The sequence below is a fragment of the Streptomyces sp. MUSC 14 genome, assembly GCF_001866675.1.
Lineage (GTDB): Bacteria > Actinomycetota > Actinomycetes > Streptomycetales > Streptomycetaceae > Streptomyces.
On the sequence record NZ_MLYN01000037.1, the window covers coordinates 163,459 to 185,340 of the forward strand.

20 protein-coding genes are annotated in these 21,882 nt (G+C 72.2%); 13 read left to right on the plus strand and 7 right to left on the minus strand.

Features of this window, described 5'->3' with window-relative positions; genetic code table 11:
* Positions 1-42: 42 nt before the first annotated feature.
* Both BIV25_RS24105 and BIV25_RS24110 read right to left on the minus strand, forming a co-directional pair.
* Complete coding sequence (locus BIV25_RS24105; RefSeq protein ID WP_071374477.1) at positions 43-807, minus strand: VOC family protein; 765 nt, start codon at positions 805-807, stop codon at positions 43-45.
* A 700-nt stretch (positions 808-1,507) separates the two neighbouring features.
* Positions 1,508-1,900, minus strand: coding sequence for a VOC family protein (locus BIV25_RS24110; RefSeq protein WP_071374478.1), 393 nt, complete (start codon positions 1,898-1,900; stop codon positions 1,508-1,510).
* 70 nt (positions 1,901-1,970) lie between these two features.
* Here BIV25_RS24110 and BIV25_RS24115 point away from each other — a divergent pair, with 70 nt between their 5' ends.
* The gene (locus tag BIV25_RS24115) at positions 1,971-2,510 is read left to right on the plus strand and encodes a GNAT family N-acetyltransferase (protein WP_071374479.1); all 540 of its coding nucleotides are present in this window, start codon (positions 1,971-1,973) and stop codon (positions 2,508-2,510) included.
* 15 nt (positions 2,511-2,525) lie between these two features.
* Here the strand turns inward: BIV25_RS24115 and BIV25_RS24120 are convergent, their stop codons facing one another.
* Positions 2,526-3,209, minus strand: coding sequence for a glycerophosphodiester phosphodiesterase family protein (locus BIV25_RS24120; protein WP_079176858.1), 684 nt, complete (start codon positions 3,207-3,209; stop codon positions 2,526-2,528).
* 396 nt (positions 3,210-3,605) lie between these two features.
* Between BIV25_RS24120 and BIV25_RS24125 the strand changes: the two genes are divergently transcribed.
* From BIV25_RS24125 to BIV25_RS24140, 4 genes are all read left to right on the plus strand, one after another.
* Positions 3,606-5,003: a DUF6421 family protein gene (locus tag BIV25_RS24125; protein WP_071374481.1), complete on the plus strand. Its 1,398-nt coding sequence runs from the start codon at positions 3,606-3,608 to the stop codon at positions 5,001-5,003.
* Positions 5,004-5,068: 65 nt separating this feature from the next.
* Entirely contained in the window at positions 5,069-5,818 is a 750-nt protein-coding gene (locus BIV25_RS24130) for an SDR family oxidoreductase (RefSeq protein WP_071374482.1), read from the plus strand.
* Positions 5,815-6,885 (plus strand): low specificity L-threonine aldolase, encoded by a 1,071-nt coding sequence (locus BIV25_RS24135; RefSeq protein ID WP_071374483.1) that lies wholly within the window; start codon positions 5,815-5,817, stop codon positions 6,883-6,885. The genes BIV25_RS24130 and BIV25_RS24135 overlap by 4 nt, the downstream gene beginning before the upstream one ends.
* 89 nt (positions 6,886-6,974) lie before the next feature.
* Positions 6,975-7,568: a transglutaminase domain-containing protein gene (locus BIV25_RS24140; protein ID WP_071374484.1), complete on the plus strand. Its 594-nt coding sequence runs from the start codon at positions 6,975-6,977 to the stop codon at positions 7,566-7,568.
* 428 nt (positions 7,569-7,996) lie between these two features.
* Here the strand turns inward: BIV25_RS24140 and BIV25_RS24145 are convergent, their stop codons facing one another.
* On the minus strand, positions 7,997-8,725 hold the full coding sequence (locus tag BIV25_RS24145; protein ID WP_071374485.1) for a 1-acyl-sn-glycerol-3-phosphate acyltransferase: 729 nt from the start codon (positions 8,723-8,725) through the stop codon (positions 7,997-7,999).
* A 336-nt stretch (positions 8,726-9,061) separates the two neighbouring features.
* Between BIV25_RS24145 and BIV25_RS24150 the strand changes: the two genes are divergently transcribed.
* The 6 genes from BIV25_RS24150 to BIV25_RS24175 all read left to right on the plus strand — a co-directional run bounded on the left by BIV25_RS24150 (position 9,062) and on the right by BIV25_RS24175 (position 15,487).
* Positions 9,062-9,367 carry a TlpA family protein disulfide reductase gene (locus BIV25_RS24150; RefSeq protein ID WP_371273062.1) on the plus strand — a complete coding sequence of 102 codons (306 nt, stop codon included), beginning with the start codon at positions 9,062-9,064 and terminating at the stop codon, positions 9,365-9,367.
* A 208-nt stretch (positions 9,368-9,575) separates the two neighbouring features.
* Entirely contained in the window at positions 9,576-10,085 is a 510-nt protein-coding gene (locus BIV25_RS24155) for a flavin reductase family protein (protein ID WP_071374487.1), read from the plus strand.
* 217 nt (positions 10,086-10,302) lie between these two features.
* The gene (locus BIV25_RS24160; RefSeq protein ID WP_071374488.1) at positions 10,303-11,097 is read left to right on the plus strand and encodes an electron transfer flavoprotein subunit beta/FixA family protein; all 795 of its coding nucleotides are present in this window, start codon (positions 10,303-10,305) and stop codon (positions 11,095-11,097) included.
* 53 nt (positions 11,098-11,150) lie between these two features.
* The gene (locus BIV25_RS24165) at positions 11,151-12,113 is read left to right on the plus strand and encodes an electron transfer flavoprotein subunit alpha/FixB family protein (RefSeq protein ID WP_071374489.1); all 963 of its coding nucleotides are present in this window, start codon (positions 11,151-11,153) and stop codon (positions 12,111-12,113) included.
* Between the two features lie 183 nt (positions 12,114-12,296).
* On the plus strand, positions 12,297-13,595 hold the full coding sequence (locus BIV25_RS24170) for an aldolase (RefSeq protein WP_071374490.1): 1,299 nt from the start codon (positions 12,297-12,299) through the stop codon (positions 13,593-13,595).
* A 122-nt stretch (positions 13,596-13,717) separates the two neighbouring features.
* Positions 13,718-15,487 (plus strand): serine/threonine-protein kinase, encoded by a 1,770-nt coding sequence (locus BIV25_RS24175; RefSeq protein ID WP_071374590.1) that lies wholly within the window; start codon positions 13,718-13,720, stop codon positions 15,485-15,487.
* A 24-nt stretch (positions 15,488-15,511) separates the two neighbouring features.
* Here BIV25_RS24175 and BIV25_RS24180 read toward each other — a convergent pair whose 3' ends face one another.
* Complete coding sequence (locus BIV25_RS24180; RefSeq protein ID WP_071374491.1) at positions 15,512-16,561, minus strand: LacI family DNA-binding transcriptional regulator; 1,050 nt, start codon at positions 16,559-16,561, stop codon at positions 15,512-15,514.
* A gap of 238 nt (positions 16,562-16,799) precedes the next feature.
* Here BIV25_RS24180 and BIV25_RS24185 point away from each other — a divergent pair, with 238 nt between their 5' ends.
* Positions 16,800-17,744: an ROK family protein gene (locus tag BIV25_RS24185; RefSeq protein ID WP_256256031.1), complete on the plus strand. Its 945-nt coding sequence runs from the start codon at positions 16,800-16,802 to the stop codon at positions 17,742-17,744.
* Between the two features lie 392 nt (positions 17,745-18,136).
* Here the strand turns inward: BIV25_RS24185 and BIV25_RS24190 are convergent, their stop codons facing one another.
* The gene (locus BIV25_RS24190) at positions 18,137-20,200 is read right to left on the minus strand and encodes an NPCBM/NEW2 domain-containing protein (RefSeq protein ID WP_177235395.1); all 2,064 of its coding nucleotides are present in this window, start codon (positions 20,198-20,200) and stop codon (positions 18,137-18,139) included.
* A gap of 214 nt (positions 20,201-20,414) precedes the next feature.
* Positions 20,415-21,272 carry a maleylpyruvate isomerase family mycothiol-dependent enzyme gene (locus tag BIV25_RS24195; protein ID WP_071374493.1) on the minus strand — a complete coding sequence of 286 codons (858 nt, stop codon included), beginning with the start codon at positions 21,270-21,272 and terminating at the stop codon, positions 20,415-20,417.
* A gap of 221 nt (positions 21,273-21,493) precedes the next feature.
* On the opposite strand from BIV25_RS24195, the gene BIV25_RS24200 reads away from it, so the two are divergent.
* Positions 21,494-21,754: a hypothetical protein gene (locus tag BIV25_RS24200; RefSeq protein ID WP_071374494.1), complete on the plus strand. Its 261-nt coding sequence runs from the start codon at positions 21,494-21,496 to the stop codon at positions 21,752-21,754.
* The last annotated feature ends 128 nt before the right edge of the window (positions 21,755-21,882 follow it).

The window sequence follows — 21,882 nt, forward strand, 5'->3', positions numbered from 1 at the left end:
CAAGCCGCGCCGCGTGCCCCGGACACCGGCCCGGCCCGCTCCTCAGCCCTCGGGGTCCATCAGGTGCACCCCGAAAGTCGCGCCCTGCGGATCCCGCAGCAGCGCGATCCGCGGGCCGTCCGGGACGGTCGCGGGCGGCATGACGACGGCACCGCCCGCCAGGTCCGCGACCTCGGCCGTCGCGTCCACGTCGGTCACCGCGAAGTACGGCATCCAGTGCGCGGGCGCGTCGGGCGGGAACCGGTCGGTCATGTCGGCCATGCCGCCGAACTCCGCGCCGTCGAGGGCCCACTCCGTGTACCACTCGGAGGACTGGGCGCTCCAGTCGAACACCGTGGTGTAGAACTCCCGGGCCCGGCGGGTGTCCCGGGTCGCCAGCTCCACCCAGCCGAGCGTGCCGGGCGCGTTGAACAGCCCGGCGCCCCGGAACGTCCTCGCCTGCCACAACTGGAAGGCCGCGCCCGTCGGATCGAGGGCCACCGCGAACCGGCCCACGTCGAACACGTCCATCGGGCCGACGACCACCGTTCCGCCGGCCTCCTCCACACGCCGCACCGCCGCGTCCGCGTCCGGCACGGAGAAGGAGACGTTCCACGCCACCGGCTGGGACTCCTGGTAGAGCGGGGTGAGCGCGGCGACGGGCGCGTCGCCCAGGTGGGCCACCGTGTAGCCGCCCGCCTCGGGCCGCGGGTCCGTCTCGGGCCGCCACCCGAACAACTCGGCGTAGAACCGCTTGGCCCCCTCCAGATCGCTGGTCCCCAGCTCGGTCCAGCACGGGCCGCCGGTCACGGGCTTGTCGAACTCCATCGCGGTTCCTTCCGGACGGGCGCGTTGAACAGCCGGGCCCGCCGCACCCACGGACCCCTCTCCCGGCACGCTAACCCCACCCCACATCCCCGGCCATCCGGAACACCCCGTCCCCCGGCCACTCCCACGAGCCCCGCCGATCCGTCTCGCAGACCACACCCACGCCGGTCCGGGCTGTCGTTCCGCTTCACAGCTCGGGAGTCGGGCCGTGTGCGGGGCGGGATCCAGCCGTGTTTGTCACCCCGTCTACGGGTCTGTCTGTCATGTCTGCCGAGTGGTCTTGGAGGCCGTGGTCGGTTTGGTCGGGATGTCGCTCGGTTTCGCGGTTCGGGAGTCGGGCCGTGTGCGGGGCGGGATCCGGCCGTGTTTGTCACCCCGCTCGCGAGCCCGCTCCTCACGTCCGCCGGGCTGTGCCCGACAACACGGTCACATCCGGCCGGAGGCCACGCTGCTCCGCCGACCGGGAGACAGCGTGCGGCGCCGGGTCCAGAGAGCCGTCGACCGACCCCGATGTGCGGGCGCGCCCGCCGGCGCGGCCACACGCGAGACCCGTGCCGGCACCGCATCAGATCCCTGGCCGGTGGGGTGCCGCCGCCCGGCTGTCGCCGAATCTTCCCGGGGCCCGGGGCCACGGCAGCTCTGCACCTGCACCGCACATCCCCCGGCCCCGCGCGCCGCCGCGACCGTCATCACCCCCCGATCAGATCCCGGGCCGGTACCGCATCGGATGTTCCGCCGGGACCTCCACCAGGGCGATGCGGACGCCGTCCGGATCGGAGATCCACATCTCGATCAGGCCCCATGGCTCCTTCACCGGTGGCCGGACGACGTCGACGCCCGTCGCACGGAGTTCCTCGTGCGCCGCCGTCACGTCGTCGACCTGGAGCCAGAGCCGGACAGCGGACGACGGCGGGGTCTCCGCGCGGCCGGAGACCTCCAGGAAGCCGCCGCCGAGGAAGTAGACCGTGCCACGCTCGGGGCCGGTACCGAACTCGCGGTAGACGGACAGCCCCAGCCGCTCGCCGTAGAAGACGCGGGAGCGCTCGGGGTCGGTGGGGGTGAGCAGCGTCCGGCTGCTGAGTACATGCACCATGCCGGCGGAGCCTACTGGCAGGGTTACCCTCGACCCTGGCTCAGCCACGCCCGAGATCGAAAGGCCGCCCATGGACACCAGCGCCACCTCCGTCACCTTCCGCGACGCCACGGACGCCGACGTCGACGCGCTGGTCGCGCTGATCGAGTCGGCGTACCGCGGCGACGCCAGCCGGGCGGGGTGGACCACCGAGGCGGACATCCTGGAAGGGCAGCGCACGGATCCCGAGGGCGTGCTCGACGTGATCAAGTCGCCGGACAGCCGGCTGCTGGCGGTGGAGCGGGACGGCCGTATCGTCGCCTGCTGCCAGCTCGAACACCGCGGTGAACACGCCTACTTCGGCATGTTCGCCGTCAGCCCCACGATGCAGGGCGCGGGTCTCGGCAAGGTCGTCATGGCCGAGGCCGAGCGCCAGGCGCGCGAGGCGTGGCGCGTCCGCGAGATGCACATGACGGTGATCTCCGTGCGTGACGACCTGATCGCCTGGTACGAGCGCCGCGGCTACCGCCGTACGGGACAGATGAGTCCGTTCCCGTACGGCGACGAGCGCTTCGGCATCCCGCAGCGCACCGACCTCCAGTTCGAGCTGCTGGTCAAGCCGCTGGTGTGACCCTCACGCGCGCGATCACGCGGTGAAACGCGCGGCGCGCTTGATCTCCGGGAAGTCGGTCGTCGCGCCGTCCAGTTGCAGGGCGCGGACGAGGCGCAGATGGTCGTGCGTGTTGACCACCCAGCCGATGATCCGCAGATCGGCCTCGCGCGCGTGCTCGACGATCTCCAGGGTGAGCCTGCGGATGTCGAGGCACAGGGTCGGGGCGGCGACGGTCACGGCCCGCTTCACCACGTCGGTGCCGTAGCGTTCGGCGATCAGCGCCGTGCGCACCCCCGGCACCAGCCGGGCGACCTCGGCGACCGCCTCGTCGTGGAACGAGGACACCTCGACCCGCCCGACCAGGTCCCGCTCGTGCATCACCTTCGCCAGCGCCCTGGCCGCCGCCACGTCCTTGATCTCCGCCTGGATCGGGCTGCGCACCGTGTCCAGCACCTCCTCGAACACGGGCACCCGCTCCCCGCGGCCCGCGTCCAGGCCGCGCAGCTCCTCCAGGGTCTTCTCGGCGATCGGCCCGGTGCCGTCGGTCGTACGGTCGACCTCGGCGTCGTGCATGACGACGAGGGCGCCGTCCTTGCTCAGATGCAGATCGAGTTCGATGAGATCGAGGCCGGCGTCCTGCGCGGCGACGAAGGAGCGAAGGGTGTTCTCGGGCTCGACACCCATGACCCCGCGGTGACCGATGGTAAGGAAGTTCAAGGTTCGACTCGCTTCCGTCGACGGCGGCTCGGCGCGCGCGGGACGGACGAACGGACGTCGTCGTCCGCGCGGGCAGGCTCGCAGCCTAATCGCCGGGGCCGGTGATGAACCCGCACGTGCACGCCGTACGGGTGCGTGCCGCGTGCCTCAACCGGCCGATATGCGCCCCCACCGTCACCCGCGCGTGGGCGAGTCCTCGGACTCTTGACCGGCCGGAGCCTCACCCTGCCCAGGCGCGCTGCGCGCGACGGAAGTGAGCGTCGTCACGGTTTGGAGCAGGAAAATCGTCGGTGACCAAGCGATGTCACGGGAAATTTTCCCGAGCTGCCTCTTGATGGCGGAATCTGGGTATGCATACGGTGTCCTTACGAGAGGTTCTCCCGTGAAGGATGGGTCATGACGGAAATTCTTGAGCAGACGGCTATGAAGGGGCAGCTTCCTTCGTCGACCAGGGTGATTGAGCACCCGGCCTGGCCGGTGCTCAAGAGTGCCGTGGAGCAGATCCGGCCATGGCAGTCCAAGGACGGGTCGATCGACTTCGACGCCGTGGGTGCCCCGGCCGGGGCAGACGCCCAGGCGGCCGTACGGCGTGTCGTGGACGCGGTCGAGCAGCTCTCCCCGCTGCTCCCGCACGACAAGGCCTACCATGAGGCGCTGGTGCGGGACCTGGGCCGCTGGGCCGAGGGCGGCTTCGAGGTGCCGGACTTCCTGGACTCGCTGCTGGCCTTCCAGCCCGCCGCCGACCGCACGGACGGCCTCCAGCACCTGGTTGTCTTCCCGATGTACACGCAGAACGGCAACCTCGACCGCAACCTGGAGGCGGTCGTGCTGCGCATGGTCTGGCCGGACTGGCTGGCCGAGCTGGAGCGCACCCGCTACGACAACCCGCTGTTCTGCGGCATCACCTTCGAGGACTTCACCCCCGGCTACGACACCAACTCGGCCGTCCTCTTCCCGGAGACCATCGCCGTACGCACGGCGCCGGAACGTTTCTCCTGGGGTGGCATCTTCTGCGACCGCGAGGCCGCCCGCTTCCGCCGCGTCACCGACGCGGCCGTCGGCCTCCTGGGTCTTCAGCTGCCCGAGGACATCGCCGCGATGGTCCACGACCAGAAGCGCTGCGAAGAGGCCTTCGTGCTCTGGGACATGGTCCACGACCGCACCCACAGCCACGGCGACCTGCCGTTCGACCCGTTCATGATCAAGCAGCGCCAGCCGTTCTGGATGTACGGCCTGGAGGAGCTGCGCTGCGACCTCACCGCCTTCAAGGAGGCCGTGAAGCTCCAGGCGGACGGCGTCCCGCAGGCCCGTGACGTGCAGTACGCGGTGCTCTTCGACCGGATGTTCCGCTTCCCCGTCACCGGCGACCGCGTCCGCAACTACGACGGCCTCGGCGGCCAGCTGCTCTTCGCCTACCTGCACAAGCACGACGTCGTCCGCTGGACCGACAACAAGCTCTCCATCGACTGGGAGCGCGCCCCGCAGGTCACCAACCAGCTGTGCGCCGACATCGAGAAGCTCTACAAGGACGGCATCGACCGCCCGAAGCTGGTGCACTGGTTCGCCGGGTACGAGCTGGTCGCCACCTATCTGGCCCCGCACCCCGGCTCCAAGTGGGCCAAGGGTCCGGACGCCCTGGACCTCACCCAGCCGCCCCGCAAGCTCGTGGACGACGTGCTTCCGGACGAGTTTCCGCTGAGCATGTTCTATGAAGCCCTGTCCAAGAAGCTGAAGAACGTGATCGCCTCCACCAAGGGCATCACGGCGGACGGTGCCGAGCGGATCGCTGCGTGAGCGACCGCGACCGGAGCACCGGTCACGCTGTTCGAGCTGTTCAAGCTGTTCAAGAGGGGAAGAACGTGGGGAACAACGGGTCTCTCAAGGGAACGGTGATCGCGGTGGCCGGCGCGGGCGGACCCGCCGGGCACGCGACGCTGGTCCGGCTCGCCGAGGCCGGCGCCGTCGTCGTCGGCGCCGACAACAACCCCGAGCGCCTGGCGGAGGCCGTGGACGCGGCCCGCTACGCGAACGGCGGCGCCACGGTCACCGGCGAGACGGTCGACCTGCTCGACCTCGGCTCGACCCGCGACTGGGCGGCGCGCATCGAGAAGGACCACGGCCGCATCGACGGCCTGGTCCACCTCGTGGGCGGCTGGCGCGGCAGCGCGAACTTCGCCGAGACCGATCTCGCGGACTGGGACCTGCTGGAGAAGCTCCTGATCCGCACGGTCCAGCACACCTCCCTGGCCTTCTACGACGCCCTCCAGCGCAGCGACCGCGGCCGCTACCTGCTGATCAGTGCGGCCGGTGCCTCGAAGCCCACGGCGGGCAACGCGGCGTACTCCGCGGCCAAGGCGGCCGCCGAGGCCTGGACCCTCGCCATGGCGGACGGTTTCCGCAAGGCCGGGGGCGAGGAGGGTCCGCGTGCGGCGGCTGCCATCCTGGTGGTGAAGGCGTTGGTGCACGACGCGATGCGCGCAGAACGCCCCAACGCGAAGTTCGCGGGCTTCACGGACGTCAAGGACCTCGCCGAGGCCGTCGAGGGCGTCTGGAGCAAGTCCGCCGCCGAAGTGAACGGAAACCGTCTGTGGCTGACCGAGAAGCCGTGAACCCACCCAAGACCGACGCGCGTCGCCACCACGACCCGCAGGTCCGCGGTTTCGCCAGTGACAACTACGCCGGAGCCCACCCCGAGGTGCTGGCCGCCCTGGCCCTGGCCAACGGCGGCCATCAGGTGGCGTACGGCGAGGACGAGTACACCGAGAACCTCCAGCGGATCATCCGCGGCCATTTCGGCGCCACGGCGGAGGCCTTCCCGGTCTTCAACGGCACCGGTGCGAACGTCGTCGCGCTCCAGGCGGTCACCGACCGCTGGGGCGCGGTGATCTGCGCCGAGAGCGCGCACATCAACGTCGACGAGGGCGGCGCCCCCGAGCGGATGGGCGGGCTGAAGCTGCTCACCGTGCCCACGCCCGACGGCAAGCTCACGCCCGAGCTGATCGACCGGCAGGCCTGGGGCTGGGAGGACGAGCACCGCGCGATGCCGCAGGTCGTCTCGATCACCCAGTCCACGGAGCTGGGCACGCTCTACACGCCCGAGGAGATCCGGGCGATCTGCGAGCACGCCCATGCGCACGGCATGAAGGTGCACCTGGACGGCTCCCGCATAGCCAACGCGGCCGCCTCGCTGGACGTGCCCATGCGGACGTTCACCAACGCGGTCGGCGTCGACCTCCTCTCGCTCGGCGGGACGAAGAACGGCGCCGTCTTCGGCGAGGCCGTCGTCGTCATCAACCAGGACGCGGTGCGGCAGATGAAGCACCTGCGGAAGCTGTCGATGCAGCTCGCCTCCAAGATGCGCTTCGTGTCGGTGCAGTTGGAGGCGCTGCTGGCGAAGGACCTGTGGCTGCGCAACGCCCGGCACGCCAACGAGATGGCCCAGCGCCTCGCCGACGGGGTGCGCGCGGTGCACGGGGTGGAGATCCGCTACCCGGTCCAGGCCAACGGCGTCTTCGCGAAGCTTCCGCACGACGTGAGCGAGCGGCTGCAGAAGCGGTTCCGGTTCTACTTCTGGGACGAGGGCGCCGGAGTGGTGCGCTGGATGTGCTCCTTCGACACCACGGAGGAGGACGTCGACACCTTCGTGGCGGCGCTCAAGGAGGAGATGGCGCGCTAGCCGCACCGCCATTCGACAGATTGCATAGATATGCGGCTGCCCGAAAGTCGATTGAATCTCGGGCGGTCGCATTCCTATGCTCTGAGCTTATGGAGCTGATCCAGAACACCGCCGACCTCTCTGCCTACTTGGCGGACGACGAGGCCATCGACCATCATCATCCCCTGGTCCGGGAAACGGCCTCACGGCTGGCCGAAGGGGTCGCCGACTCGTATGCCTATGCACGCGCCGCCTTCGCATTCGTCCGCGACACCATTCCGCACTCCGCCGACGCCGGTGATCTGCGGGTCACCTGGCGCGCCTCGGACGTCCTGGAACTGCGCACCGGCATCTGCTACGCCAAGGCCCACGCCCTGGCCGCGCTGCTGCGGGCCGAGGGCATCCCGACCGCCCTGTGCTACCAGCGGCTGGCGCACGACGACGGCAGCGGTCACGCCGTGCACGGTCTGGTCGCCGTGCGCTTCCACGGTGCCTGGCACCGGCAGGACCCCCGCGGCAACAAACCGGGCGTGGACGCGCGGTTCTCCCTCGGTGGCGAACGGCTGGCCTGGATCCCCGACCCGGCGGCCGGTGAGACGGACTACCCGATGCTGTACGCCGCACCGCATCCGCGCGTCCTCGACGCCCTGAAGACCGCGCCGGACCGGCCGTCCCTGTGGCGGACACTCCCCGACGCACTGTGAGACCTGCCAAGCCGGCTTGCCTGCCCTGCCTGCTCGTTGAGCAACGGGGAAGCCTCGGCGCCACGGTGCCGGTTCGGCCGACGGTGGCGTGAAGTCCCGGGCATGGCAGGGTCGTTGGGCCGCCGGGGGTGACCGGGCCGGGCCGGGCCGTATCGGGTCGGTGGCCTCCCGGCCGCGTGTCCCGGGCCGCGGCCCTCCGTCGAACGCGCGTGGTCAGTGCGCCTCGGTCACCTGTGCGCGCCGACCGCCCCTGACCGTACGTCCGTGGGTCCCCCGGCCTTGGTCACACGCCACCGGACCCCCGAGAGCCCCGGCCGGCAAGGTCCCTGCCGGAGCCTGCCGTCGAAGCTCCCTCGGCGAAGCCGCGTTGGCGAGTCCTCGCCGAAGTCTGCTTCGCAGAGCCCCTTCGGCGGCCCGTGCCCCGTGTCTCAGTGCGCCTCGGCCGCGCGCAGTTGCTCCATCGTCGGGGCCGTGCCGCCCAGGTGGGCGGGGAGCCACCAGGAGTCCTCGGAGTCCTTGGGGCGGCCGGGGTAGGCGCGCTGGGCGGCGTCGAGCACGTCCTGGACGCGTTCGCGCAGGCGGCGCGTGATGGCGCCCGCGTACTGGTCGCGCGGGGCCTCGACCGACTCGCCCACGCGGATCGTCACGGGCAGGTGGTTGCGCTTGAAGTTGCGCGGGTGGCCCTTCGTCCACAGGCGCTGCGTGCCCCACACCGCCATCGGGACGAGCGGGACGCCGGCTTCCTGGGCCAGGCGCGCCGCACCCGACTTGAAGCTCTTCAGCGTGAACGACTCCGAGATGGTGGCCTCCGGGAAGACCCCGATGACCTCGCCGGAGCGCAGCGAGTTCAGCGCGTGCGCGTAGGCGTTCTCGCCCTGCTTGCGGTCGACCGGGATGTGCTTCATGCCGCGCATGAGCGGGCCGGAGACCTTGTGGCGGAAGACCGATTCCTTCGCCATGAAACGCACCAGGCGCTTCTGCGGCAGGGCCGCGAGGCCGTTGAAGATGAAGTCGAGGTAGCTGATGTGATTGCTCACCAGCACGGCACCGCCCGAACGCGGGATGTTCTCCGACCCCTGGCAGTCGATCTTCAGGTCCCAGACCTTGAACAACGTCTTCGCGAAACCGATGACGGGACGGTAGACCAGCTCTGCCATGGGCGGGGTGGACCCTTTCTGCTCTGCTCGGGAAAGGGGCTCCCGGCGGGAAAGTTACGCAGCCGTAGGTTTACGGCGTCTCGCAGATCGTGCCCGAAGAACGGACGGGTAGCCAGTCCTGGTGCCTTGCGGCGGCGAGATCCTCGTCACGTCGGCCTACATCCCACCTCGGATCTTTAAATCGGCTTTACGTGCGATGCGAAGCTTCCGTCATGCTGGAGGAATCTTCACGGGCTGATCCGCGCTGGTGCGGATGCAAACCGGGAGTGCCGACCAGAAGTGTCGACCAGAAATGACGGAGCAGGGAGAGGGGTACGGGTGCGCGGGCGCGACGGCATGCGGCTGACGGCGGCCGAACTGGGCGCCGGGCTGGGGGAGCGGGCCACCCTCGTCCAGTTCTCCAGCGCCTTCTGCGCGCCCTGCCGGGCCACCCGGCGCGTCCTCGGCGAGGTGGCGGCGCTGGTCCCCGGTGTGGCGCACATCGAGATCGACGCCGAGGCCCGCCTGGGTCTCGTACGCGAGTTGGAGATCCTCAGGACGCCCACTGTGCTCGTCCTCGACGCGGACGGCAGAGTCGTGCGGCGCGCCGCCGGACAGCCGCGCAAGGCCGACGTCATCGCGGCCCTCGGGGAGGCGGTGTGAGGGTGTCTCCACCGGCGGCGCTCCATCTTCCGGCCACCGGAACGCACTTGACTGTACGCGCCCCCTATCGTCAGCCTGACCGTATGCCGATCGAACTCCTTCTCTTCGGGCGGGCCCACATCGACCTCGCCCGCACCGCGAGCGCGCGCTGTCCGGGCTGTTGAGCAGCTACGCATCGGCTCGTCCCCCTCGGCAGAAGGACCCTTCCATGACGGCCTCGCCCGAACTCGGCACTCCCCGGCTCGGCTCCCCCGACCTGCTCCGCTCGACGTTCCGCCGGCACGCCGCCGGTGTCGCGGTGATCACGGCGCGCGGCGCCGCCGGTCCGGTCGGCTTCACCGCCACCTCCCTCACCTCGGTCTCCGCCGACCCTCCGCTGATCTCCTTCGGTATCGGCACGGGCGCCTCCAGCTGGCCCGCGATAGCGGAGACGGACCATGTCGGGGTGCACATACTCGGCGAGCACCAGGGCGAGCTGGCCGGCACCTTCGCCCGCAGCGGCGCCGACCGGTTCGGCGCGCCCACGGCCTGGCGCGCGGGCCCGCACGGCGTACCGGTGCTCGACGACGTGCTCGCCTGGCTGGTCTGCCGGATCGTCGGCCGCGTGCCGGCGGGTGATCACCGCATCGTGCTCGCCGAGGTCGTGCTGGGCGACCCCTCGGGCACCGGCCGCCCGCTGCTGTACCACCAGGGGCGCTTCAACGGCCTGCGGGATTGATCACGCCGCCGTCTTCCGCGAGCCGGTCGAATTCCGATTACGCTGCGTTGCGAAGGTCACAGTTCAAAGCGCTTGCTTAGCGGGCGCAGACTGGGTGTACTGACGAGTAATATTTCGGTCGGAGCGCGCGGACGCCCCGACCGGGATCGGCCGCTTGAGGCGCCTATGCTGCCTGCAAGAGGCAGCCCGGAAATGTCGATGCAGTAGGAGAGCCGGCGTGAGCTTGAGGATCGTTGTCACTGTGAAGTACGTGCCCGACGCCACTGGCGACCGGCACTTCGCCGATGACCTGACCGTCGACCGCGACGACGTGGACGGTCTGCTCTCCGAGCTGGACGAGTACGCGGTCGAGCAGGCCCTCCAGATCGCGGAGAACTACGACGGTGACGGCGACGCCGAGGTCACCGTGCTGACGGTCGGCCCGGAGGACGCCAAGGACGCGCTCCGCAAGGCCCTGTCGATGGGTGCCGACAAGGCCGTCCACGTCGAGGACGACGACCTGCACGGCACCGACGCCATCGGCACCTCGCTGGTGCTGGCCAAGGCGATCGAGAAGGCCGGCTTCGACCTGGTCGTCTCCGGCATGGCGTCGACGGACGGCACCATGGGTGTCGTACCGGCGCTGGTCGCCGAGCGTCTCGGTGTCCCGCAGGTCACCCTGCTCTCCGAGGTCTCGGTCGAGGACGGCACTGTGAAGGGCCGCCGTGACGGCGACGCGGCGAGCGAGCAGCTGGAGGCGTCCCTCCCGGCGGTCGTGTCCGTGACGGACCAGTCGGGCGAGGCGCGTTACCCGTCCTTCAAGGGCATCATGGCGGCCAAGAAGAAGCCGGTGGAGTCCTGGGACCTGTCGGACCTCGACATCGAGGCCGAAGAGGTCGGCCTGGAGGGCGCGTTCACCGCGGTCGAGGCCGTGAACGAGCGCCCGGCGCGCACGGCCGGCACCATCGTCAAGGACGAGGGCGAGGGCGGCAAGCAGCTCGCTGAGTTCCTCGCGAGCCAGAAGTTCATCTAAGGGCTCGCCCCCGCTGACCGCCCCTCAACTTCCTTACGCAGGAGAGCAATCCCATGGCTGAAGTCCTCGTCTACGTCGACCACGTGGACGGTGCCGTCCGCAAGCCCACCCTGGAGCTGCTGACCCTGGCCCGCCGCATCGGCGAGCCCGTCGCCGTCGCGCTGGGCAACGGCGCCGCCGACACCGCCGCCGTCCTCGCCGAGCACGGCGCGGCGCGGATCCTCACCCACGACGCGTCCGAGTACGCCGACTACCTGGTCGTGCCGAAGGTCGACGCCCTCCAGGCCGCCCACGCGCACGTGTCCCCGGCCGCCGTGCTGGTCCCGTCCTCCGCCGAGGGCAAGGAGATCGCCGCCCGCCTGGCGCTGCGCATCGGCTCCGGCATCATCACCGACGCGATCGACCTGGAGGCCGGTGACGAGGGTCCGGTGGCCACCCAGTCGGTGTTCGCCGCGTCCTTCACCACCAAGTCCCGTGTCTCCAAGGGCACCCCGGTCATCACGGTCAAGCCGAACTCGGCCGCCGTGGAGGCCGCCCCGGCCGCCGGTGCGGTCGAGGCCCTCGCCGTGACCTTCTCGGACAAGGCGGCCGGCACCAAGGTCACCGCCCGTACGCCGCGCGAGTCCACGGGCCGCCCGGAGCTGACCGAGGCCGCGATCGTGGTCTCCGGCGGCCGTGGTGTCAATGGCGCCGAGAACTTCTCGATCATCGAGGCGCTCGCCGACTCCCTCGGTGCGGCCGTCGGTGCCTCGCGTGCCGCCGTCGACGCCGGCTGGTACCCGCACACCAACCAGGTCGGCCAGACCGGCAAGTCGGTCTCGCCGCAGCTCTACATCGCCAACGGCATCTCCGGCGCGATCCAGCACCGCGCTGGCATGCAGACCTCGAAGACCATCGTGGCCGTCAACAAGGACGCCGAGGCCCCGATCTTCGAGCTGGTCGACTACGGCGTCGTCGGCGACCTCTTCGACGTCGTCCCGCAGCTGACCGACGAGATCAAGGCCCGCAAGGGCTGAGTCCGGCCGGACGCTGTCCGAGGCCCCGGTGACCGACGCGGTCGCCGGGGCCTCGGTGCATCCTGAAGACGACCGTCTGTCGTGGGCCGACGTCCGGACAGGGTGTTGACCAGCGTGAACCACCCGGATAACTTCATTCTGCGGATTATTGATTCCGTACAGCGGAAAATTGGAGGGTGTGGGATGGGTCAGCAGGAGAAGGTGGCGACGAGCCTCGCGGGCGCCGTGAGCGAGGAGATCAGCGCCTCCCTCGCAGCGGTCGACGCGCAGCTGGAGCGCCTCTACCCCGGGGACCCCGGCACCCGGCAGCCCGTCCACACCGTCTACGTCCCCGGCGACGCCTTCGCCGCCGACACCATCCGCTCCTGGGGCGACCGGGCCCTCGCCGCCCTCGACGAACACGCCCCGGACGCCGCCTCCTTCGCGGCCGTCCTCGGCCTCGCGGACGAACTGGCCGAGCCGGTCTACGCCCGCGTGCGCGCCAAGCTGGAGCGCGAGCCCGTCGAGGACCTGCGCGTCGACTTCGAGGACGGCTACGGCCCCCGCCCCGACGCCGAGGAGGACGCGACCGCGGCCCGCGCGGCCCGCCTGATCGCGGAGGCGTACGCGAACGGCACGGCGGCGCCGTACATGGGCATCCGCATGAAGTGCATGGAGGCCGCCGTCCGCGACCGGGGCATCCGCACCCTCGACGTCTTCCTCACCGGCCTGATCGAGGCGGGCGGCCTGCCCGAGGGCCTGGTCCTCACCCTGCCGAAGGTGACGTACCCCGAGCAGGTCGGCGCGTTCGTCCGGCTCCTGGAGGCCTTCGAGAAGGTGCACGGCCTCGACGCCGGGCGGCTCGGCTTCGAGATCCAGATCGAAACCAGCCAGTCCATCCTCGCCACCGACGGCACCGCGACCGTCGCCCGGATGATCCAGGCCGCCGAGGGCCGCGCCACCGGCCTGCACTACGGCACCTTCGACTACAGCGCCTGCCTCGGGGTCTCCGCCGCCTACCAGGCCAGCGACCACCCCGCCGCCGACCACGCCAAGGCGGTCATGCAGGTCGCCGCCGCGGGCACCGGCGTACGCGTCTCCGACGGCTCCACCAACGTCCTGCCCGTCGGCCCGACGGCCAAGGTCCACGACGCCTGGCGGCTGCACTACGGGCTCACCCGCCGCGCCCTCGCCCGCGCCTACTACCAGGGCTGGGACATGCACCCCGGGCACATCCCGACCCGCTACGCCGCCGTCTTCGCCTTCTACCGCGAGGGCTTCGAGCAGGCCGCCGGCCGCCTCGCCCGCTATGCCAACCACGCCGGCGGCGACGTCATGGACGAGCCCGCCACCGCCAAGGCCCTCAGCGGCTACCTGCTGCGCGGCCTGGACTGCGGCGCCCTCGACATCGCCGAGGTCGCCCGCCTCACCGGCCTGACCCGCCACGACCTGGAGGGCTTCGCCGCACCCCGGCGCGGCGACCTGACCGCCTCCGCGAAGTAGACGTCGCGGACCGGTCACGACCCCCGGCCGGGGGCGTGGACCGGCGCGGCCGCCCCGTACGCTGGACGCCACGCATCGACCAGGCGAACGCGACAGGCAACGACTTCAGGAACGGGGCGGCGGTGTCTTCGGGGGAACAGGGACCGGAGCGGTACGGGCACACGGACGGAACCGGCCGGCTGCTGGCCGGACGCTATCGCGTGACCGCACGGCTCGGACGCGGTGGCATGGGCGTGGTCTGGCGGGCGGTGGACGAGGTCCTCGGCCGCGAGGTCGCCGTCAAGGAACTGCGCACGTACACGGACGCGGCCGGACCGGAACTGTCCGAACTGCGGCTGCGCATGCAGCGCGAGGCCCGGGCCGCCGCCCGGGTCCGCCACCCCGGTGTCGTCGCCGTGCACGACGTGGCCGAGGACGACGGACGCCCGCTGATCGTCATGGAACTGATCGAGGGCCCCTCCCTGGACGACGTCCTGCGCGAGCGCGGCACCCTCGACCCGTACGAGGCGGCACGCATCGGCGCCGCCGTGACGGACGCCCTGGCCGCCGCCCACCGCGTCGGCGTCCTGCACCGCGACGTCAAGCCCGGCAACATCCTCCTCGACCGCTCCGGCCGCGTCGTCCTCACCGACTTCGGCATCGCCAGCATGGACGACCCCGGCGACGGCTCGGCCACCCGTCTCACCCGCAGCGGCGAACTCGTCGGCTCCCTCGACTACTTGGCTCCCGAGCGCGCCCAGGGCGCCGAGCCCGGCCCGGCGTCCGACGTCTGGGCGCTGGGCGCCACGCTGTTCGCGGCCGTCGAGGGCGCCTCCCCGTTCCGCCGTACGTCCACCTACTCGACGCTCGCCGCGATCGTCACCGAACCGCTGCCCGAGCCCCGCCGGGCCGGAGCGCTGGCGCCGGTCCTGCGGCACCTGCTCGACAAGCGTCCGGACGCCCGCCCGGACGCCGAGGAGGCCCGCGAGGCGCTGCGCGAGGTGACCGGCACACGGACCCCGGACACGCCGACGACCACCCTGCGCGCGACGCCGCCGGGCGCGCCCGCGCCCGCGGAACCCACCGTGCCGGCCGCGCCGCCGGGATTCGGCCCGGTGCCGCGGGGCCCGGCCGGACAGTCCGCCCACACCCCCGCGCCCCCTGCCGGTGCGCCGGTGAGCCCGGTGCCCGCCCACGCCCAGGGCTCCACCGGACCGACCCCCGCCTTCGCACCCGGCATCCCCACCGGCCCCATGGACACCCCGCCGGTCGCACCCCGGCGCAGGGGCCGCGCCCTGCTCGCCGCCGCTGCCGTCGCCGTCGTGCTCGCCGCGGCCGGGGTCACCGTCGCCGCGCTGCGCGCCCCGAGCCCGTCGAGGACCTCCGCCGCGGCCGCCGCCTCGCACCCCGCGAGCGCCACCGTGAAAAGGGCCGGCACCGAGTCGTCCGCCCGGCCCGGGCGCACCCGCCCGAACGGCAGCAAGAGCGCCGAGCCCGGCCCGACGCCGAGCAGCCCGGACCCCACCGGGCCGGCCTCGCGCGCCTCGGCCTCCGCCACGGCCGCCGCGCCGCGCACACCGTCCCACAGCGCGGCCCCGACCGGCGGTCCGAGCCGCACCACCAGCCCGACGGCAGCGTGCCGGTCCACCGGTGGTGGCAAGTACACCTGCGGCGTGTGGCGCACCGCCACGTCCTACACGGCCTCCGGCGCCGCGGCCGGGACCCTGAACGCGGGCACCAACTACTTCTACTGCCAGGCGAACCTGGGCCGCCGGGAGACCTACGGCCGCTGGACGAACGTGTGGTGGGCGAAGACCGACGACGACAGCGGCAACACCGGCGTCTACGTCAGCGACGTCTACCTGGTAGGCGGGAACAACGACGCCCGCGTGCCCGGCCTGCCGACCTGCTGACACGGTGCTCCGGTGGCGCGTGGCTCAGTCCGCCGGCGGCAGTTCGCCCGAGCCGCGGGTGATCAGCCGGGTCGGCAGCTCGATGCGCTCCGGGGCGATGAGCCCGCCGTCCAGCTGGCGGAACAGGCGCTCGGCCGCCGTACGACCGAGGGCGGCCGCGTCCTGGGCGACGACCGTGACGCCCGGCTGGAGCAGGTCGGCCAGCTCGAAGTCGTCGAAGCCCACCAGGGCGACCCGGCGGGAGTGCTCGGCCAGGACCCGGATCACGGTGACCGTCACCCGGTTGTTGCCCGTGAAGATCGCGGTGACGGGCTCGGGACCGGCGAGCATCTCCTCCGCCGCCCGGCGCACCCGCTCCGGATCGGTCTGCCCGAGCGACATCCAGGCGTCCTCGACCGGTATCCCCGCGTCCTCCATGGCCGCCCGGTAGCCGCGCAGCCGCTCGGCGGCGGTGTGGATGCGGGGCATGTCGCCGATGAACCCGATCCGGCGGTGGCCGTGCGCGATCAGATGCGCGACACCGTCCCGGGCGCCGCCGAAGTTGTCGGACAGGACCACGTCCGCGTCGATCCGCCCGGCAGGCCGGTCCACGAACACGGTCGCCACCCCGGCCCGGATCTCCGGTTCCAGATAACGGTGGTCGTCCCCGGCCGGAATCACCACCAGCCCGTCCACCCGGCGCGCGCACAGTGCCAGGGCCAGCTCCTGCTCACGCTCCGGGTCCTCGGCGCTGGAGCCGTTGATGAGCAGGGCGCCATGGGCCCGGGCCACCTCTTCCACGGCGCGGCTGAGCGGGCCGTAGAAGGGGTCGGCGAGGTCCTCCAGCACCAGGCCGATGCTCGCCGTACGGCCCTTGCGCAGCACGCGCGCGCTGTCGTTGCGGCGAAAGCCCAGCGCGTCGATGGCCTCCTGCACCCGGCGCTCGGTGTCCGGGGTCACGCCCGGCTCGCCGTTGACCACCCGGGAGACCGTCTTCAGCCCGACACCGGCCCGCGCCGCCACGTCCTTCATCGTCGGGCGGTTGCCGTAGCGGGTGCCGGGCAGGCGGTCTGTGGAGCGGGTGCTGTCGGGCACGATGCGGGGTCCTGTCCTGTCGTCCGTCTCGTCCGCGCGGTCGGTGTGTGAGCGCTTGTTCCGAGGGAGCTGCGCCGATCCGGCGTTTGTATGAGGATGTGGCGTCGAGCATAGAGCCTGGACAACGTTGTCAGCTGCGCGAGACACTGTCCACCGCTGTCTGTCGGCCTGCGCCCCCACCGCTTGACCGGCCCTGCTCTGTATGGTTATCAAGCTTCGACGGGGAGATCTGACTCTCATGACCGACCTTGTGGCGGCCCTGGACATCGGTGGCACCAAGATCGCCGGCGCACTGGTGGACGGAGACGGTCGCATCCTGGAGCGCGCCCAGCGCGCCACTCCCGCCCAGCAGGACGGTGAAACGGTCATGCGGGCTGTCGAGGTGGTGCTCGGCGAGCTCGCCGGGTCGCCGCTGTGGGGCCGAGCGAGCCTTCTCGGCATCGGCAGCGCCGGCCCGGTGGACGCCTCGGCGGGCACCGTCAGCCCGGTCAACGTGCCCGGCTGGCGGGGCTTCCCGCTGGTGGAGCGGGTGCGTACGGCCACCGGGGGCCTGCCGGTCGAGCTGATCGGGGACGGCGTCGCGATCACCGCGGCCGAGCACTGGCAGGGCGCCGCGCGCGGCCACGACAACGCGCTGTGCATGGTGGTCTCGACGGGTGTCGGCGGCGGCCTGGTCCTGAACGGGCAGCTGCACCCCGGCCCGACCGGCAACGCCGGGCACATCGGCCACATCAGCGTCGACCTCGACGGCGACCCGTGTCCGTGCGGTTCGCGGGGCTGTGTGGAGCGCATCGCCAGCGGGCCCAACATCGCCCGCCGTGCCCTGGAGCAGGGCTGGCTGCCGGGCCCCGACGGCGACACCTCGGCCGCCGCGGTGGCCGCCGCCGCCCGCGCGGGCGACCCGGTCGCCGTGGCCTCCTTCGAGCGGGCGGCCCGGGCGCTGGCCGCCGGCATCGCGGCCACCGCGACCCTGGTCGAGATCGACATCGCAGTGATCGGCGGCGGCGTCGGCAAGGCGGGCGACATCCTCCTCACGCCGCTGCGCAAGGCGCTCACCGACTACGCGACCCTGTCGTTCGTGCAGCGGCTCACGGTCGTCCCCGCCCAGATGGGCACCGACGCGGGGCTGGTCGGGGCCGCCGCGGCGGCGCTGGCGCGGCGGCCGGACGCGGCGGGGGTCTGAGCGGGGACGGGGCGCACATCGCGGCGCCGCGCGCGCGAAGGGCCCCGGCGCCCCCTCCCCGGCGGTGCGTGCCGGGCCCGGCAGCGCCGGTCGCCAGGGCGCCGGGGCCGCGTGCACCGGATCACGAGCCGGCGCTGTTCGCCGGTGCGCGCTGTCGGTACCGGCGTCCCCGGTTCGGTTCCCCGTGTCGGCCCCGAGCGGCTCGCGGCGGTGGGTGCCGGGCCCGGCAGCGCCGGTCGCCAGGGCATCGGGGTCGCCTGCACCGGGACCACGAGCCGGCGCTGTTCGCCGGTGCGCGCTGTCGGTACCGGCGTCCCCGGTTCGGTTCCCCGTGTCGGCCCCGAGCGGCCCCGCCCGTGCGCGGGTCGCACCGCCCCGGCGGGTGGGCGCCGTCAGCAGGTCAGAGCGGCGTCCGCCCAGTCCGCGTGGTCCGAGTCGTTGCCGTCGCCGCCGTCGGTGACGACGAGCCGGACCACCTGGGCGCCGGTGACGTCGGCGGTGAGGGGCTGGGCGGGCATCGCGTTGGTCAGGACGCCGGTGGCGGCGACCTTCGTGCCGTCCGCCCAGATCTCGAAGGCGACGGTGCCCTTCAGTCCCTTCTCGTCGTCGACACCGACGTCCGCGCGGACCTTCGTGCAGGCCCGGCCGGCGTAGAAGGAGATGTCGCTCGGCGCGTGCGCCCCGAGCCCCTTGGCGTACACGGTGCCGCCGATGGTGATCGGGTGCCCGTCGCCCGCGGCGCTCTCCCCGTTGCTGGTGTCGCGTTCCACCGGCCCCCAGCCGCTGCTCGCCGACAGCCAGGGCAGATCGCTGAGGTACGACGTCCCGGCCGGCGGCCGCACCACCACGGACGCGCTGAGCGGGAGGGCGCTGGTGACCTGCTCGCCGGAGGGTGAGCGGTATCGGGCCCGGAGCGTCAGGTCGTAGGCCCCGGCCGGTGTTCCGGCCGGGGCGGTCACGCGCCAGCCGGTGCGCAGGGTCCGGCCGGTCGGAAGGACGGCGGCCGTGGTCGCCGAGGTCGGCCGCACGGTCCAGCCGGCCGGTCCGGTGAGGGAGACGGAGACCCGGCGCGCGGGCGTACGGCCGAGGTCGGTGACCGTGCCGGTCAGCGTGACCGGGGTGGCCGCCTCCAGCAACGGGCTTCCGTCCAGGCCGAGTTCGACCGCCGGCGGGTGGGTCGCCCAGCGCGGGTCGGTGGAGACGCGCAGCAGCACCGTGCCGTGGGCCGGTACGGTCGCGGCGAGGGTGCCGGCGGTGTTGTCGTCGCGGTGCTGCCACAGGTCCCGCACGGTGTAGGCGGGGGCGGCGGGCAGGCCGACGGCGCTCGCGGTGGTGGCGATCCGCTGGGCCGTGCCGGACTCGTTGAAGAGGGCGACCGCCCGGCTGCCGTCCTTCATCTCCTTGGCGATGACCCAGCGCCCGCCTCCGGAGGAGACGACCGTGCCCTGCTTGCCGAGCGGGTCCTGGTCGACGCCGATGATGTCCTTGTTGTCCAGGATGTCGAAGGTTGCCGGGGTGGCCTTGCGTAGATCGGTGCCGATCAGCAGGGGTGCGGCCATGATCGACCAGAGCGAGAAGTGCGAGCGGTACTCGGTGTCCGTCATGCCGCCGTTGCCGACCTCCAGCATGTCGGGGTCGTTCCAGTGCCCGGGGCCGGCGTAGGGCGCGAGCGGCAGGTTCTGCTTGAGGATCGAGACCATCGAGCCCCAGTCGTCGCTGATGTCACCGGTGGTCCGCCAGAGGTTGCCGACGTCCGCGGCCCATTCCCACGGCTTGTTCTCGCCCCACTCGCAGATGCTGTACACGATGGGCCGGCCGGTCGCTCTCAGCGCGTCCCGCATGGTCCGGTAGCGCACCTGGGCGTCGACGCCGAGGTTGTTGCAGTTGTCGTACTTGAGGTAGTCCACGCCCCAGTCCGCGAACTGCTGTGCGTCGCTGTACTCGTGGCCGAGCGCGCCCGGGAAGCCCGCGCTGTTGCAGGTCTTGATCCCGGCGCTGGTGTAGATGCCGAGTTTCAGCCCCTTGGAATGGACGTAGTCGGCGACGGCCTTGATGCCGTTCGGGAAGCGGGCCGGATCGGGCACCAGCTTGCCGTTCGCGTCGCGGTTCGGCAGGGCCCAGCAGTCGTCCAGGTTGACGTACTGATAGCCCGCGTCCTTCAGCCCCTTGGCCACGAAGAGGTCCGCGATCCCCTTGACCATCGTTTCGTTGAAGTCGGCCCGGCAGTGCGTGGAGTTCCAGTTGTTGAAGCCCATCGGCGGGGTGAGGGCGAGACCGTCGGCCAGGGCGGGCGTCTGCGCGGGGGCCGTGGTGAGGGGGGTGCGGGCGGCGAGGGTGACGGCGGGGGTGGCGGCGGCCGGGACGGCGAGGCCCGCCGTGCACAGCAGCCCGGCGCCGAGGGCCCCGAGCAGTCTTCGGCGGGCGGTGCGGGTCGTGCGGGTGTGAGGGTGACGCATCGTGGACGTTCCTCCGACTCGCGAACGGTGGCTGACGACCGGGCGACGCCCGGTTGCCAGTGAGGGTCAGCTGTGCGCGTTTACGGTAGGACCTGTCGGAGTCTGTTGGAAGGGGTGGGTCTGGACTGTTCGATATCCCGTCAAAAGCCTTGACAGCTGAGCTATTTCACCCTGTGAGCCCGCTGAGTGTTCGGATGTGTTGGCTTCGCTCGGCTCATACATCGTCGCCGACGCGGCCCCAGCCGGGCAGCGGAGGCTGGGGCCAGGCGGGCGGCCGGGGCAGGAGATGCGCCGGAGCACGGGCGATCGGGGCGTCAGCGATCAGAACGTCGGCGGGCAGAGCGTCGGGAGGCAGGGCGTCGGCGGACAGAGGGTCGATTGCCAGGGCCTCGGCGGGCAGGCGTCCGGTGAGCCAGCCGAGGATCCGGTGTCCGGCCGCAGTGACCGAGGGGCCCTGCGCCGCCAGGGTCCAGCGCCGGCCCAGATCCACGGCCTCCACCGAGGCGAGCGCGAAGCCCTGCGTCCGCAGTGTGCCGAGGGTGTCGTCCAGCGCCCAGGACACGTACGCGCCGGGCCACTGCTCGGTGCCGTAGCCGGTGCCGAGGTCCAGGTGGTGGGTCTCCAACTCCCGCAGGCAGCGCAGCAGTAGATACCAGGCCGGGTGTCGCCAGCCGGCCAGCGCGGCGACCAGGTGGTCCCAGGCGGGGGCGGGCGTCGTGCGCGCCTGCGCCGTGAACCGGCCGAGGCTCTCCCGCAGCAAAGCCGTGAGCCGGCCGGCGGGCAGGGCCGCGTCCCGCTCCAGCGCGGCGGCCAGTGCCGCCCGGTCCCTGCGGGGGCCCGGCTCGCGGCCGGTGCGCGCGAGACCGAGCAGCCAGACATAGGCGTCGGCACTGTGGGTGACATGGGCCAGCACATGGCCGCGCGTCCACCCGGGCAGCTCCGACGGGGCACGCAGCGCGGCGTCGGACAGCGCGCCTGCGGACCGCAGGAGCCGGTCGGCCGAGCGCGTCACGAGGCCGAGGGGATCGTCGTCGGAGCCGGCGGCCGGGAAACCGCTCACCTGCACGCGCATGCGGCCTCGATCCGTCCGGTGGTGGGGCGTTGAGCCGAAGAAGGTGATCGTCGACGCTCTGGCTCCGGAGGATATCCGGCCCATGATCGGCGGGGCCACGGAATATTCCGGCCGGGGCGCCCACCCGTCCGGGGCGCCCGGGCGCCGGACGGCGATCGGCCTGATGAACGGAAAGCGCGCGGTCCGCGTGACCCCCGGCCGCCTTTCCAGTTGGGCAGCGCATGAAGAAGCGCAGCATCCTCGCCCTCGCCACCCTGGCCACCGGGTTCGTCGTGGCCGCCGTCACCCCGTCCCACGCGGCGGACAACGGGACGCTCGACGAGCTCGGCGTCCAGGACACCGTCCACTCGACCGGCGACCTCATCGATCAGGACGGTCTCGCCCCCTCCGGCAGGCAGTCCGGCGCCCAGGCCTTCGACCACGCCTTCGAACGGGTCTTCCCGCAGGAGTCCGTGCAGGGCATGGGGCAGGGCCTCGGGTAGAGCCGGGTCCTGCGTTCTCCGCGTGCGTGCCGGTGTTCCCGCCGCAGGGGGCACCGGCACCCCCGTGCGGGCGCCCTCACCGGGGCGGGGTTTCCGTGGCAGGGTGTTGCGGGCAAGCCACAGGGGGC